Raw genomic sequence first — 14388 nt, 5'->3', positions numbered from 1 at the left:
CTTGATTAATTTTCTTTATTACCTAAGATTAATGTAATGTGGTTTGATCTCTTTCTGATTCTGTACCCTCTACCTTGTGGAGCTGGTCTTAGTCTCTTCAATTGTCTTGCACTGTCTACAAAAATTTCTTTAACGATAAGATTAGCTTCCTCGATATCAGCACCTTCGTTTTTAGCTTGCCAGTTGGCCATTGCTGAAAGTAAGACTTTTTCTAACTTGTTAGAAGCGTCTTTTTTAGAATATTTTAGAATGTATAAAGCTTTGTCTACTTCTACCCCTCTGATGATATCAGCTACTAATCTCATCTTTCTTGGAGAAGAAGGGCAATCGTTATGTAATGCTTTTACTACATCTTGATTTGTTAATTTACGTGCTAATGCACTTTCTCTTTTTCTTGATCCCATGATTATCTACTTCCTTTGTTTTTATTACCACCATGACCTCTGAAAGATCTTGTTGGAGAAAATTCGCCTAACTTGTGACCAACCATGTTTTCTGTAACATAAACTGGGATAAAAGATTTCCCGTTGTGTACAGCGATAGTTTGTCCTACGAAGTCTGGAGAGATCATAGACGCTCTAGACCAAGTTTTAATAACTGTCTTCTTACCAGACTCAATGTTTGTCTGAACCTTCTTATCTAAAGTATGATGAATGAATGGTCCTTTTTTAAGTGATCTTGCCATAATTATTTACGTTTAGATATGATATGACGGTTAGACGCTTTGTTTTTCTTTCTGGTTTTGTAACCTTTAGCAGGCATACCATTTCTAGATCTTGGGTGACCTCCAGAAGAACGACCTTCACCACCTCCCATTGGGTGATCTACAGGGTTCATTACTACCGGTCTAGTTCTAGGTCTTCTACCTAACCATCTGCTTCTACCAGCCTTACCTGAAACAGTTAACTGATGATCAGAGTTAGAAACAGATCCAATCATTGCATAACACTCAGTAAGGATCATTCTTGATTCTCCTGAAGGCAATTTGATGATTGCATATTTCCCGTCTCTTGAAGTTAATTGAGCTGAAGAACCAGCACTTCTTGCTAAAATAGCACCTTGTCCAGGCTTCATTTCAACACAAGAAATAACAGTACCCAATGGAATGTTTTTCAATTTCATTGCGTTACCGATATTCGGTTCTACGCTTTCTCCTGAAACTACCTTCTGATCTACTTTGATACCGTTTGGAGCGATGATATATCTCTTCTCTCCGTCTGCGTATTCTAATAAAGCGATAAATGCAGTTCTGTTTGGATCATATTCTACAGTTTTTACCGTTGCTTCAACATCATGCTTGTTTCTTTTGAAGTCGATAATTCTGTATTTCTTTTTGTGTCCACCTCCGGTGTAACGCATGGTCATTTTACCAGTTTGGTTACGTCCACCTGACTTACTAATACCAACGGTTAGAGATTTCTCCGGTTTGTTGGTAGTAATTTCCTCAAAATTGTTAACAATTCTGAATCTCTGTCCTGGGGTGATAGGTTTTAATTTTCTAACAGACATTACTATTATTTATAATTAATAATTAATTTACAGCAAAAATATCGATAACTTCACCTTCAACAAGCTTGATTACCGCCTTTTTCAATTTGTTTGTCTTTCCTACTTGAAGACCTTTTTTAGTGTATTTCGAAGAAACCTTCGGAGCATAAATCATTGTGTTAACGTCTGCTACTTTTACACCGTAAGCTGCTTCAACAGCTTTTTTAATCTGGATCTTATTAGCCTTAGGATCTACTAAGAAAGAATAAGAACCTCTTAAATCTGTAAGGTAATTAGCCTTTTCTGAGATAACTGGTTTAATAATAAGTGACATGATTTATTTCTTTAAATTTTCCTGGAATTTTTCAACTGCACCTTCTAAGAATATAATCTCACCTGCATTCATTAAGTCATATGAACTGATTTCGTTGAAGTTCATTACTTTAGTTTTAGGTAAGTTTCTTGAAGATAAATACACATTCTTGTTAGCTTCAGGAAGAACAAATAGAGATTTCTTATCGTTCAATGCCAATGCATTTAGGATAGTGATGAAATCTTTGGTTTTAGGAGCGTTTAAGCTCATATCTTCCATTACTCTGATGCTGTTGTCTCTCATTTTCTGAGATAAAACAGATTTTTTAGCTAATCTCTTAAGAGCTTTGTTCAATTTGAATCTGTAGTCTCTTGGTTTTGGTCCGAATACTCTACCTCCACCTCTGAAAGTTGGAGATTTGATATCACCATATCTAGCAGAACCAGATCCTTTTTGCTTCTTAAGTTTTTTGGTAGAAGCCGTAATTTCGCTTCTTTCCTTTGATTTATGAGTCCCTTGTCTCTGTGCAGCAAGGTACTGTTTAACTTCTAAGTAAACCGCGTGCTGATTTGGCTCAATTCCGAATACTGATTCGTCTAGAGTTACTTTTCTTCCGGTCTCTTTTCCTGATGTATTTAATACTACTAGTTCCATTTTCTGATAATTACATAAGAATTTTTAGCTCCCGGAACAGCACCTTTTACTACTAAAAGATTTTGTTCTTGATCCACTTTTAATACCTGAAGGTTTTGTACAGTTACCTGCTTACCTCCCATTCTACCCGCCATTCTCATTCCTTTGAATACTCTTGAAGGATCCGATCCAGCACCGATAGAACCTGGAGCTCTAAGTCTGTTGTGCTGACCATGAGTAGCTTGCATTACACCTCCAAAGCCGTGTCTTTTAACAACACCCTGGAAACCTTTACCTTTAGAAGTACCTGTTACGTCAACAAATTCACCTTCAGCGAATAAATTAACTTTTACTTCTTCTCCTACTTTTACTTCGTCTACGAATTCTCTGTAGAATTCTACCAACTTAGCTTTTGGAGCAGAACCAGCCTTTTTGAAATGGCCAGCTAACGCTTTACCTACGTTCTTTTCACTCTTGTCATCGAAACCTAACTGAACTGACTTGTAGCCGTCCTTTTCTAAGGTTCTGACCTGTAAAACCGAGCACGGACCGGCCTGAATAACTGTACAAGGAATGTTTTTTCCTTCTTCGTTAAACAAAGACGTCATACCGATTTTTTTACCAATAATACCTGACATTGTTTATGTTATAATAAAATTTATCTTTCTGATTCTACATTTTTAGGTGGTCTGAAGTAATTTCTACTTTTGATATAGGCATACTACGCCCCTAAAATGGAGTGTGCAAATTTATGAATATTTTTAGAACTGGCAAATATTTCAAGTAAAATATTTTGATTTTTAATCAATTAGATCATTTTGAAGAAATCCGGATAAAATTTTCAGAGAAATTATTTTGTTTTTAAAAAAGAAATTCAAGAAGCTTATTTTACAATCACCGAAACCCCTATTTCTTCCAATGCAAGTTTATCTTCGGCAAAGATGCCGCTGTCCGTGATCAGATAATCCACTTTATCCAGAGGAGCAATCTTTCCGAATCCTTTTTTATTCAGTTTTGAAGAATCACCCAGAATGACCACTTTTTCGGAACATTCTATCATAAGCTGGTTCAGATGAGCTTCCGCAGCATTAGAAGTGCTGATCCCAAATTCCATATCAATCCCGTCTACCCCAAGGAAGAGTTTATTACAGGAAAACTGTCTCAGGATGGTTTCAGAAATAGATCCTACAATAGAGGTAGAACTCTTTCTCACCTCACCTCCCAGTTGAATGATATTAATATTAGGATTATTACAAAGCTCAAGAGCAACCCTCAAAGAAGAAGTAAGAACCGTAAGCGGACCGAAATTCACCAGCATCCTTGCCAGATAATGCATCGTAGTTCCCGAAGCCAGAATAATACAGTCGTTCTCCCGGATAAGCTGCAAAGCCGCTTTTGCAATATTCTGTTTCGCTTCTACATTGATGTTTTCTTTCTCATCAACATTCCTTTCATACGCATACCTTACATGCTTGCTGGCCCCTCCATGGTTTCGGAAAAGCAATCCCAGGCTTTCGAGATAATTCAGATCCTTTCGGACCGTAACCGACGAAACATTCAGCTTCTCGCACAGATCCTGTACAAGAACATGACCCTTTTCATCCAGTTCCTTTAATATATCATCGTGCCTTGGTATTAACTTTTCCATTCTGATTCTTTCATCAAAAATACCATTTTTTTCCGAGACCGATAAAATTTCATTTATTTTCTTTTTAGTTTCGTTTTTAATTTATACATTTGAAAACGAAACATAAACGAAACATTTATGAAACGAAACGAAGAACTTAGTAAATTGACCAATGTAGAGGAATGGGACTTCATCGTCATCGGAGGTGGAGCCAGTGGTCTGGGCTCAGCATTGGATGCAGCCAGCAGAGGATTCAAAACCCTGCTCCTTGAATCCCATGATTTTGCAAAAGCAACATCCAGCAGAAGTACCAAACTGGTACACGGTGGTGTAAGATATCTTGCCCAGGGAGATATAGGACTTGTAAAAGAAGCGCTGAAAGAAAGAGGACTGCTAGCCCAGAATGCAGCACATGTAGTGAAAAACCAGTCGTTCATTATTCCCAACTATACATGGTGGGGAGGAATCTATTATAAAATAGGATTGTCTGTCTATGATTTCCTTGCAGGAAAGCTTAGCCTTGGAAAAACAAAATACATCAGCAAAGCAAAAACTATTGAAAAGCTGCCAACTATTGAACAGCACAACCTGGCAAGCGGTGTGGTGTATCAGGACGGACAGTTTGACGATGCAAGATTAGCGATCAATCTTTCCCAGACCCTTATAGAAAAAGGAGGAAGCGCTGTTAATTATATGAAGGTAACTGGCCTTCTTAAAAATGATTCCGGAAAAATAAACGGCGTTCAGGCAGAAGATCAGTTTTCAAAACAAAAACATGAGCTTCGGGCAAAAGCAGTTATCAATGCAACAGGTGTATTCACGAATGACATTCTGAATATGAATAATCCCAAACATGGTAAATTCGTTGTTCCGAGCCAGGGTATCCATTTAGTATTGGATAAATCTTTCCTGAAAAGTGACGATGCGATCATGATCCCTAAAACATCAGACGGCAGAGTTCTTTTCGTTGTCCCGTGGCATGACAGGGCATTAGTAGGAACCACGGATACGCTTCTGGAAAGTCCCAGCTTTGAGCCGCACGCCCTGGAGTCTGAAATTAATTTCGTTTTAAATACAGCCAGACAATATTTAGCCAAAAAACCAACGAGAGAAGATGTAAAATCTATGTTCGCCGGGTTAAGACCTCTTGCAGCCCCAAAAGAAGGAGCTAAAAGTACAAAAGAAGTTTCCCGGAGCCACAAAGTGATTACTTCAGATACAGGATTGGTTTCCATTATCGGTGGAAAATGGACCACTTACCGTAAAATGGCAGAAGACACCATTGACAAAGCTGTAGAGATCCTTCATTTAAAAGGCGGACCATCCCAAACGGAAAACATGTCTATTCATGGGAATATGAAAGCAGAGCTTGTAGACCGGACCAGCCATCTTTATGTTTACGGATCAGATATTCCGGCCATACAATCATTGCAGAGCAGTGATCCTCAATATTCTCAAAAGATCCATCCTGACCATGCTTTCACCATTGCAGAAGCAGTTTGGGCTATAAGACACGAAATGGCAGAAACAATAGAAGACATTCTTGCCCGAAGAGTACGTCTGTTATTTTTGGACGCCAGAGCCGCTATCGACAGTGCGTATACTATTGCACAGCTTATTGCCAAAGAAAAAGGACATTCCCAGGAATGGGCCAATGAACAGGAAAAAGAATTTATTGAATTAGCAAAAGGATATTTACTAACCCCATATTCTCCCAAAACTATTACTCATAATTAAAACTTGCATTATGAAGGAAAAATTGATTCTCGCTCTGGACCAAGGTACAACTTCCTCTAGAGCTATCTTATTCAACCACAGCGGAGCTATTGAATATATCTCCCAGAAAAATTTCGAACAGATCTACCCCACTCCGGGCTGGGTAGAGCACGATCCCAACGAAATATGGTCATCCCAGATATCCGTTGCCGCAGAGATTATTGCCAAAGCCGGGATTTCCGGACTGGAAGTAGCCGCTATCGGGATCACCAATCAGCGTGAAACGACTGTCGTATGGGATAAAGAAACAGGCGAACCTATTTACAATGCTATTGTATGGCAGGACAGGCGAACCTCCAAGTACTGCGATGAATTAAAAGAACAAGGCCATGCAGAAACCATTAAAGAGAAAACCGGACTTGTTCTGGATGCTTACTTTTCAGCAACCAAATTAAAATGGATCCTTGATAATGTAAAAGGAGCCAGGGAAAAAGCCGCAGAAGGAAAATTATGTTTTGGAACGGTTGACACCTGGCTTGTCTGGAAACTCACCCGCGGGAAAATGTTTATCACCGATGTTTCCAATGCCAGCAGAACGATGCTTCTGAACATTAATACTTTAGAATGGGATCAGGATCTGTTGGACTTATTTGATATTCCGAGATCTGTTCTTCCCGAAGTAAAACAGAGCAGCGAGATCTACGGCGAAACAGCCACCACTTTATTTTCCACCAAAATTCCGATTGCAGGAATTGCAGGAGACCAGCAGGCTGCTTTATTCGGGCAGATGTGTATCACCCCTGGAATGGTAAAGAACACCTACGGAACCGGATGCTTCTTACTGATGAATACAGGAAAAGAAGCCGTTTCTTCTAAAAACAACCTGTTAACTACCGTTGCATGGAAGATCAATGGAGAAGTAAATTATGCACTGGAAGGAAGTGTATTTGTAGGCGGAGCAGCGATACAATGGCTTAGAGACGGACTGAAACTTATCCGTTCATCCGAAGAAGTGAATGATCTTGCGGCAAGTGTTGAAGATAACGGGGGCGTTTATTTTGTTCCTGCATTAACGGGACTGGGAGCTCCGTATTGGGATCAGTATGCCAGAGGAACTATTGTTGGCGTAACCCGCGGAACCACCAACGGACATATCGCAAGAGCCACTCTGGAAGGAATAGCATTCCAGGTGTACGATATCGTAAAATCTATGGAAGCAGATTCAGGAAGACCGAGCCTTGAGCTTAGAGTAGACGGAGGCGCTTCTGCAAGTGATCTTCTGATGCAGATACAGTCTGATCTTTTCGGTTTCAAGATCACAAGACCAAAAACACTGGAAACAACAGCCTTGGGAGCGGCCTATCTTGCCGGTTTAGCGGTAGGATACTGGAAAGACATCAATGAAATTCAGGCTCAATGGAATGTAGATGAGGATTTCCATCCGAAAGTGGATAAGGAAAAAGCAGATCATATGATCCATTTCTGGCACAAAGCAGTGAAAAGATCCCAAAGCTGGATAGAAGATTAATCCTTAATAAAAAACTACTCATGACCCCATTTACCGCAGAACTTATAGGAACAATGCTTCTTATATTATTAGGCAACGGCGTTGTAGCCAATGTTGTCTTAAAAGATACCAAAGGAAACAATTCAGGGTGGATTGTCATTACGACCGCCTGGGCACTGGCCGTTTTTGTAGGTGTCACCGTTGCAGGACCTGCAAGTGGCGCCCATCTGAATCCGGCCGTAACCATTGGCCTGGCCGTTGCCGGAAAATTTTCATGGGACCTGGTTCCCACTTATATTGCCGCACAGATGCTCGGTGGAATGCTTGGAGCTTTTCTGGTCTGGCTTTTTAACAAAGATCATTTTGCTATTACGGAAGACGAAGGCGCCAAACTGGCATGCTTCAGTACCGGACCGGCTATCAGGAATACTTTTTCCAATCTCATCAGTGAGATCATAGGAACTTTTGTACTGGTGTTTGTGATCTTTCATTTTTCGGATCCGAGCATTGCGCTGAATAATGACCCGACAGCTAAAGTAGGACTTGGTTCTGTAGGAGCACTTCCTGTTACTTTTGTGGTTTGGGCTATAGGTTTATCACTAGGCGGAACGACTGGCTATGCCATCAATCCGGCAAGAGATCTGGCTCCGCGAATCATGCATTCTATACTTCCTGTAAAAGGCGGCAGTGACTGGGGATACGCCTGGATTCCTGTTGCCGGCCCCATCCTGGGTGCTGTTATTGCGGCAGTTCTTTTTGGAATAATACATTAAAAATAAGCGATGAAAGTTTTAAAAATTGCATGCCTGATTATTTTGGGCACAGGAAAGCTATTCTCTCAGGAGAACACGGAAAAAAACGATAACAACAGACTGGATTTTACCGCCAATATTCAAAACAACCACTTGTGGAGAGGATTGATTATTACGGATAAGCCCGTAGTGATGGGAAATCTATCTTATGCTTTAGATTCTGAAAAGAAATGGAAAGCCGGGATCTGGGGAGCATCTTCGCTGACAGATGACAAAGACGGAACTCATTATAAGGAGATCAACTATTACATCCAGTATTCAGACGGAAGGCTTTATATAGGACTTTGGGATCTTTTCAATTCAAGAAACATCAATACAGCCGTTGCTTCAGAAGATATATTTAATTATTCACAAACGAGAACAGCTCACATTATTGATCTTAGAACCAATTACACCTTCGGACCATCGTTCCCGCTTAATATTGAAGCTGACATTATGCTGTATGGAGGAGCCAATGCGGGAGAAGTAGTTTTGGAACCTGACGGAAGCTATAAAAAGAATAAGTATTCTACCTATATCCAGGCGAGCTATCCGGTCATTGCCGGACAGAAAGTAAACCTGGATGCATTTATAGGGGCAGGATTTGCCCTTAACGACAGGTATTTCCTCTACGGAAATGGCAAAAACAGTTTTGATATCGTCAACGTTGGTGTGAAAGCCAGCAAAACTGTCAAAATCACTGAGCATTACAGTCTTCCGGTTGCTATGATGGCGATGTGGAATCCATCCAATAAATATGCAAGAATTCAGCTGGCAGCCACTGTTTTCTAATCTGAATTTAATTGAATGATATAAAACCATTCCCATCCGGAGTGGTTTTCTGTTTTTGTGTTAATCTCCATATTTTAATTTCCGGGATCTATCTGAACAATTGTTAAACCATTAAGATTCATAAATATCATTGTATCTTTATTAACTACAAAAATTTTAATTCGTTTACAGAAATTACCTCAAACGGGCAATCACCGGTTTTTTACGGTTTAGTTTTTGCTTAAATATTTTTACTTTTGAAAAAATATATATGAAAAAAATTTTCAGCTTAGTGATCTTATGCATCAGCGTATTATCTTTTGCCCAGACAAAAGCACCATTTGCGGGCCATAGGAGTTTTAACATCATGGAAGGATTCAGTGGAACGGGAACCCCTTCCTATTATCTGGATCTGAAAAAAAACGGCGATGTCTCTTTCGGGTTCGTTCAGGTCAACCAGGCGGACGGAACAGAAACGTCCGAGGAAGTAAATGCCGGAAAATACAATTCCAAAGTAATGAAGGTAGCTTTCAAAAAAAACGGCGAAAATTTTTACGTAAAATTCGACAGGGATAATATCTATCTTACAGACAAAGACGGAAACATCCTGAAATCCGAAGACTGCTGTTCTGCAATGGAAAGCGCAGCCAATGACACCTGCACCTGCGAAAGCAAACTGTATAAGTAATGAGGACACTGCAGGCGCTATTCATTCTCCTTCTTGTTGTTTCATGCAGCGGGAAAAAGAATCACCCTTATACTTTTTATTATTGGAAAACCCAGCTTAGGCTGGATCAGGAAGAGAAAAAAGCGTTGGATCAGGCCTCTGTTCCTTATGTGTACACAAGATTTTTTGACATAGACAAAGTCGATGGGAAATTTCAGCCGGTGGCAGTTATCACTAAAGACAAGAGTTTCCAGACCGGGAAGCAGATTGTCCCTACTGTTTTCATTACAAACCAGTCTATGTATCATATTTCAGCGGAAGAGATCAGGTTTCTTGCAAAAAACATTCATGATCTCGTTCAGAAGAAAGCCAAAGAATATGGGTTAAAGATAAACAATGAAATTCAGATCGACTGTGACTGGACGGTGGGAACCAGGGATGATTATTTTAAATTTTTAAAGGAGCTGAAAAGAATTTCCGGAAAAGAGATTACCTGTACGCTTCGTCTTCATCAGGTTAAAGATAAAAGCCAAACAGGAATTCCACCTGTAGAAAAGGTTTACCTGATGTGCTACTCCACTTCCTCGCCACTGGAAAATTCCAATAAAAATTCCATTCTGGATGTGACGGTTTTAAAGAGCTATCTTTCAAAACTGGAAGATTATCCTGTTAAAAAAATTGAAGTTGCACTGCCGATTTATTCCTGGGGAATTGTCACCAATCACCTTGAAAAGCACAAACTGATTAATGCCCTATCCGGAAAAGACCTTGAAAACCCCGCATTTAAAAAGATCTCGGATCATGAGGTTGAAATTATCAAGGACGGTTTCTATTTCGGAAGTTTTCTAAGCAAAGGCTTCAGGATAAAAGTAGAAGAAATATCGCAGGAACAGCTGAAAGACGTCATTCGTTTTCTAGAGAAAAAATTACCGGATTTTAATGTAATTTATTATCAATTAGATAGTAAATTTGTAAGTAACCGGACTTTTTAAAGTTTTATCTTCTATAGATTGAGTACATTAAAGAAATTTTAAATCCTGTTGAAATACACGAAGACAATTAAACCCTTCAGACTGATTGATCATTAATTATAAAAAAACACCCATCATCTATATGAAAAAGTATATTCTTTCACTGGCGGTTCTGTCGCTTTTCTACACAAAATCTGATGCCTGTGCGTGGTCAGATCCCGATTATGAATATTTCAACCTGTTTACGCAGAGCATTATAAAAGATAAATCCTATTTACCTTTCCTTCTGACGTATTCCAACAGGTTTTATGGTGATTATAAAGGGATGCAGATTCCTGATGATAATATTGAAACATGGAAAAGGTTTTTCAATAATCAGCTGAACTATGCAGAAACGGAAAACCTGGTGTACAAGATCAGCATGAATGATCTTAATGCCCTGAAAAACGGACAACCAACCAATCCGCTGTTGCAGAAGCTGGGTGCGGGATTCTATCAGAAATACAGAGAAGGCATTGATTATTTAATTGAAGCCAAGTATCTGGAACCTTATATGAGCATTAACTATATTGAAAGCCCGGACTCATTTTACGGCGGACCTTCAAAGAATATCAATGCCACTTCTATTGATTATGGTAAAACAGTCAATGCACTGACTTCTTTATACAATGCGGCAAGAAATCCGGAGATCAAACAGCGATACGGATATCAGCTGGTACGTTTCAATCATTACACCAGAAACTATGATGCTGCTCTGGAGGCTTTCAAAACTTATATAGAACCGATCAGGCAGAAAGGTACGGTGTATTTTATGGCGCTGGATCAGCTTGCAGGTGCCCAGAGAGGAAAGGAGATGAACAGTGATGCGAACTGGAACTTTTTCCAGGTTTTCATGAACAGCAAAGACCGTAAGGAATCTGCTTTTGTTTCGATGAAGCTTTCGGATACGGCTTCTTTCAGCAATATTATGAAGAGAGCAAACACTAATGATGAAAAGAACATGGCTTATTTCTTATTGGGCTATGAGGGTTTTACCAATCCTATTCCTATCATGGAAAAGATGTACGACATCAATCCTGATTCTGAGATCCTGAAAGTAATGGCAGTAAGAAGCATCAATGAGCTGGAAAGAAGTTATCTGCCGATCTATTACTATACTTCGGATGCTTCAGACAATGTGTACATGCAGAAAGGAAATGCCGATGATCACGACAAAACTTCCAGGGATACCAAGGCTGAACCTGCAGAAGTAAAAAAGGAAGAAAAGCTTTCGTTCTGGCAGAAGATTGTAAGATTCTTCAAAAACCTTTTCGGAGGATCAAAATCTGACAGTGCGAACGGAGATAAAAACAGCCTGAGCGATGATGAGTTACTGAACAATCCGGACAGAATCCCGTTTTATACCAAATCCAGCTACGGCTATGATGAGAAGACTAAAGATTATCTGGATGATCTGGAAAAATTCACAGAGAAAACCAGGAAAGTATCTAAGGATGAATACTGGCAGATCGCGGATGCCTATCTTAAGTTTCTGAAAAAAGACTATAAGGCAAGTTCGGAAATTCTGGATGATATTAAAACAACCAACCCGGAATATCTTGAAGAAATAAAAAGAATGAAAGTTCTGAATGATATCGTTTCACATCCTAAGATCGACGCTGAGTTCGAGGATCACCTGATGAAAGACTATGCTGATTATTTTGTAAAAAAAGAGGTGAAGAAAGACAGCACTGCGGCTTCTGATTACGATTATTACGGCGAAACTCCGTCTACGGTAGATTTCCTTAAAGATGTTCTTGCCAACCGTTATTTCCTGCAGGGTGAAGACGGAAAATCTTTCCTGATGAACAATAAGCTTTCGGATCTTCAGTATAACCCGAATTCAAGTCTGGTAAAAAGTGTTGAAGACTTTTACAGGAAGCCGGACAAGACTCAGTTTGAACAGCAGATCATCGCCAAGAATATGGATAATGTAGGAAATATTGATGCGTTCTTCAGTATGATCTACGGAGACAGGGCCATGAAACAGGCGGACTTTGAAAAGGCCAAATCTTATTATGAAAAAGCACAGGGATTTGCAGGAATTCCGAGAATGAATTACGACTGGACGGATAAAGGCGAAAAAATCACTCCGAAGCAATATGCAGCAGGTGAATATAATGGGTTCAGAGACATTTCCAATCTTGTTTTCGGACACAATGTATGGGAAAGTTTCGGCAGCCCGGAGACGGAAAGTATGGAAGCCGAAGATTATTCTGCATTCCCATTCATTAAAAACAGCATGAATAAACTGGAACTGGCAGATGCCCTGATCCAGCTTAAAAAGATCAGTACAGGAACGGATGAAAAGGCGGCCAAAGCCAGCCAGCTTATCGGGAACTTACTGTACAACACTTCCAGTCTGGGTTATTACCGCCAGCTGTTTGTAATGGATATAGACAACAGCAACGGAGGAAAATACGATTTCTGGAATACGGACAGAAAGAATCCTTACAGGTATTATTATAAGAACTTCCTTTATACCACTTATATAGAACCGGATAATTTTGACCTTGCCATCAATTATTATCAAAAGACCCTGAAGCTTTCGAAAGACAAGGAACAGAGGGCAAGAGTGCTTTTCCAGATGGCCAGTGCAGAGCAGGGTAAATATTACCAGTACGAAGCTAAAAACACAACCAGTATAAACTATTCAGATCCGCAGTATTCTGAGAAGGAACAGGCTCACCAGACTGAGCTGGACAATATCCGAAACCAGAAATACAGAACGTATTTTGCCCAGCTGAAATCCCAGTATGGAGATACGGAAACGATGAAAGGACTGTCAGGAAGCTGCAGCTATTTCGGGTATTTCCTGAGAAAATAATTGTAATACATATAAAAGAAAAAAGGAATCATTACGATTCCTTTTTTTGTTGCTGTTTCTGAAGCCACTCTTCATGTTTTTTCTTGAAGAATTCGTGTTTGTAATTCTGATTTCTTAGGGCCGCATCTATGGAATGTGAGGTATGAATATCTTCGTCTTTTTCGGCAAAATCTGAAAGCTTTTCGTAATAGCAGTGTAACTGATCCAATTCTTTTTCTGTAAGATCTTCTATATCTACAATCCTGTTGCTGGCTTTTTCATTGGCGGCGATCAGCTCGTTCAGTTTTATCTGAATGGCTTTGGAATCTTTATTCTGCGATTTCTGAATGAGAAAAACCATCAGAAAGGTGATGATTGTAGTCCCGGTATTAATAACAAGCTGCCATGTTTCGGAATAATTAAATATTGGCCCTGAAACGGCCCAAATAACAACAATAAGAGTCGCACCAATAAAGGCAGACGGACTTCCCGTAAACTTCGTTGCCCAATCTGAAAATTTTTCAAAAATAGTTTTATCTGAATTTATCATTTTTATATTTTAATCTAATAATGTTCAATCAAAAACTCCGCCGAAGTAAAGAAGTTTTGAGGTTTAATTAACCGGTTATTATAACAGTATTTATTGCTTTATCCGTTCCGCTGGGAACATTATTTTCTGTGTACAAAAAATCCCTTTTCTTTCGAAAAGGGATTCTATAATAATGATAATTAAATTATCACACTTTAATTTCAACGTCAACTCCTGAAGGTAACTCTAATTTCATTAGAGCATCAACAGTTTTAGAAGAAGAAGAGTAGATATCCATCAGTCTCTTGTGAGCTGATAATTGGAACTGCTCTCTTGCTTTCTTGTTTACGTGCGGAGATCTCAATACAGTGAAGATTCTCTTATTTGTTGGCAATGGAATTGGTCCGTTTACAACAGCACCAGTAGCCTTTACCGTTTTTACGATTTTCTCAGCAGACTTGTCTACCAAGTTGTAATCGTAAGATTTTAGTTTTATTCTGATTCTTTGTGACATTTCTTTAGTTTAAAAA

General features: G+C 39.4%; 16 protein-coding genes. 7 read left to right on the top strand and 9 right to left on the bottom strand.

All coding sequences use genetic code 11. The annotated features are described in order from the left end of the window. Positions 1–5 precede the first annotated feature (5 nt). From rplV to IX38_RS05915, 7 genes are all read right to left on the bottom strand, one after another. Positions 6–404, bottom strand: a complete 399-nt coding sequence (rplV, locus tag IX38_RS05945; RefSeq protein ID WP_034702853.1) for a 50S ribosomal protein L22 — start codon at positions 402–404, stop codon at positions 6–8. A gap of 2 nt (positions 405–406) precedes the next feature. Next, complete coding sequence (gene rpsS / locus IX38_RS05940) at positions 407–685, bottom strand: 30S ribosomal protein S19 (protein ID WP_034702850.1); 279 nt, start codon at positions 683–685, stop codon at positions 407–409. Between the two features lie 2 nt (positions 686–687). Next, positions 688–1509, bottom strand: coding sequence for a 50S ribosomal protein L2 (gene rplB, locus IX38_RS05935; protein WP_034702846.1), 822 nt, complete (start codon positions 1507–1509; stop codon positions 688–690). A gap of 22 nt (positions 1510–1531) precedes the next feature. Next, positions 1532–1822, bottom strand: coding sequence for a 50S ribosomal protein L23 (gene rplW, locus IX38_RS05930; protein ID WP_034702844.1), 291 nt, complete (start codon positions 1820–1822; stop codon positions 1532–1534). A gap of 3 nt (positions 1823–1825) precedes the next feature. Next, positions 1826–2455, bottom strand: a complete 630-nt coding sequence (gene rplD, locus IX38_RS05925; RefSeq protein WP_034702841.1) for a 50S ribosomal protein L4 — start codon at positions 2453–2455, stop codon at positions 1826–1828. Next, the gene (gene rplC, locus IX38_RS05920) at positions 2446–3072 is read right to left on the bottom strand and encodes a 50S ribosomal protein L3 (protein WP_034702839.1); all 627 of its coding nucleotides are present in this window, start codon (positions 3070–3072) and stop codon (positions 2446–2448) included. The genes rplD and rplC overlap by 10 nt, the downstream gene beginning before the upstream one ends. A 245-nt stretch (positions 3073–3317) precedes the next feature. After that, complete coding sequence (locus IX38_RS05915; protein WP_034702837.1) at positions 3318–4082, bottom strand: DeoR/GlpR family DNA-binding transcription regulator; 765 nt, start codon at positions 4080–4082, stop codon at positions 3318–3320. A gap of 117 nt (positions 4083–4199) precedes the next feature. On the opposite strand from IX38_RS05915, the gene IX38_RS05910 reads away from it, so the two are divergent. The 7 genes from IX38_RS05910 to IX38_RS05880 all read left to right on the top strand — a co-directional run bounded on the left by IX38_RS05910 (position 4200) and on the right by IX38_RS05880 (position 13350). Continuing rightward, complete coding sequence (locus IX38_RS05910) at positions 4200–5798, top strand: glycerol-3-phosphate dehydrogenase/oxidase (protein ID WP_034702835.1); 1599 nt, start codon at positions 4200–4202, stop codon at positions 5796–5798. 10 nt (positions 5799–5808) lie between these two features. Beyond that, a complete protein-coding gene (gene glpK, locus IX38_RS05905; protein ID WP_034702833.1) occupies positions 5809–7305 on the top strand; it encodes a glycerol kinase GlpK in 1497 nt (498 codons plus the stop codon). A 20-nt stretch (positions 7306–7325) separates the two neighbouring features. Further along, positions 7326–8057, top strand: a complete 732-nt coding sequence (locus tag IX38_RS05900; RefSeq protein ID WP_034702830.1) for an MIP/aquaporin family protein — start codon at positions 7326–7328, stop codon at positions 8055–8057. Positions 8058–8066: 9 nt separating this feature from the next. Next, entirely contained in the window at positions 8067–8867 is an 801-nt protein-coding gene (locus IX38_RS05895) for a hypothetical protein (RefSeq protein ID WP_034702828.1), read from the top strand. 250 nt (positions 8868–9117) lie between these two features. After that, entirely contained in the window at positions 9118–9534 is a 417-nt protein-coding gene (locus IX38_RS05890) for a hypothetical protein (RefSeq protein ID WP_034702826.1), read from the top strand. Further along, on the top strand, positions 9534–10505 hold the full coding sequence (locus IX38_RS05885; protein WP_034702823.1) for a hypothetical protein: 972 nt from the start codon (positions 9534–9536) through the stop codon (positions 10503–10505). Before IX38_RS05890 ends, IX38_RS05885 begins: the two co-directional genes overlap by 1 nt. 121 nt (positions 10506–10626) lie before the next feature. Next, positions 10627–13350, top strand: a complete 2724-nt coding sequence (locus IX38_RS05880; RefSeq protein ID WP_034702821.1) for a hypothetical protein — start codon at positions 10627–10629, stop codon at positions 13348–13350. A 31-nt stretch (positions 13351–13381) separates the two neighbouring features. Here the strand turns inward: IX38_RS05880 and IX38_RS05875 are convergent, their stop codons facing one another. Continuing rightward, entirely contained in the window at positions 13382–13879 is a 498-nt protein-coding gene (locus tag IX38_RS05875; RefSeq protein ID WP_034702819.1) for a low affinity iron permease family protein, read from the bottom strand. A gap of 187 nt (positions 13880–14066) precedes the next feature. Continuing rightward, positions 14067–14372: a 30S ribosomal protein S10 gene (gene rpsJ, locus IX38_RS05870; RefSeq protein ID WP_002661363.1), complete on the bottom strand. Its 306-nt coding sequence runs from the start codon at positions 14370–14372 to the stop codon at positions 14067–14069. Between the last annotated feature and the right edge of the window lie 16 nt (positions 14373–14388).

Origin of the sequence: Chryseobacterium luteum (assembly GCF_000737785.1) — a bacterium.
Taxonomy (GTDB): domain Bacteria; phylum Bacteroidota; class Bacteroidia; order Flavobacteriales; family Weeksellaceae; genus Chryseobacterium; species Chryseobacterium luteum.
This window is presented reverse-complemented; position numbering and strand designations above follow the sequence as displayed.

What these genes read in the sequence shown, in the direction of transcription:
- rplV (WP_034702853.1), bottom strand. Translation starts at nt 404, where the DNA reads ATGGGATCAAGAAAAAGAGAAAGTGCATTAGCACGTAAATTAACAAAT.
- rpsS (WP_034702850.1), bottom strand. Translation starts at nt 685, where the DNA reads ATGGCAAGATCACTTAAAAAAGGACCATTCATTCATCATACTTTAGAT.
- rplB (WP_034702846.1), bottom strand. Translation starts at nt 1,509, where the DNA reads ATGTCTGTTAGAAAATTAAAACCTATCACCCCAGGACAGAGATTCAGA.
- rplW (WP_034702844.1), bottom strand. Translation starts at nt 1,822, where the DNA reads ATGTCACTTATTATTAAACCAGTTATCTCAGAAAAGGCTAATTACCTT.
- rplD (WP_034702841.1), bottom strand. Translation starts at nt 2,455, where the DNA reads ATGGAACTAGTAGTATTAAATACATCAGGAAAAGAGACCGGAAGAAAA.
- rplC (WP_034702839.1), bottom strand. Translation starts at nt 3,072, where the DNA reads ATGTCAGGTATTATTGGTAAAAAAATCGGTATGACGTCTTTGTTTAAC.
- IX38_RS05915 (WP_034702837.1), bottom strand. Translation starts at nt 4,082, where the DNA reads ATGGAAAAGTTAATACCAAGGCACGATGATATATTAAAGGAACTGGAT.
- IX38_RS05910 (WP_034702835.1), top strand. Translation starts at nt 4,200, where the DNA reads ATGAAACGAAACGAAGAACTTAGTAAATTGACCAATGTAGAGGAATGG.
- glpK (WP_034702833.1), top strand. Translation starts at nt 5,809, where the DNA reads ATGAAGGAAAAATTGATTCTCGCTCTGGACCAAGGTACAACTTCCTCT.
- IX38_RS05900 (WP_034702830.1), top strand. Translation starts at nt 7,326, where the DNA reads ATGACCCCATTTACCGCAGAACTTATAGGAACAATGCTTCTTATATTA.
- IX38_RS05895 (WP_034702828.1), top strand. Translation starts at nt 8,067, where the DNA reads ATGAAAGTTTTAAAAATTGCATGCCTGATTATTTTGGGCACAGGAAAG.
- IX38_RS05890 (WP_034702826.1), top strand. Translation starts at nt 9,118, where the DNA reads ATGAAAAAAATTTTCAGCTTAGTGATCTTATGCATCAGCGTATTATCT.
- IX38_RS05885 (WP_034702823.1), top strand. Translation starts at nt 9,534, where the DNA reads ATGAGGACACTGCAGGCGCTATTCATTCTCCTTCTTGTTGTTTCATGC.
- IX38_RS05880 (WP_034702821.1), top strand. Translation starts at nt 10,627, where the DNA reads ATGAAAAAGTATATTCTTTCACTGGCGGTTCTGTCGCTTTTCTACACA.
- IX38_RS05875 (WP_034702819.1), bottom strand. Translation starts at nt 13,879, where the DNA reads ATGATAAATTCAGATAAAACTATTTTTGAAAAATTTTCAGATTGGGCA.
- rpsJ (WP_002661363.1), bottom strand. Translation starts at nt 14,372, where the DNA reads ATGTCACAAAGAATCAGAATAAAACTAAAATCTTACGATTACAACTTG.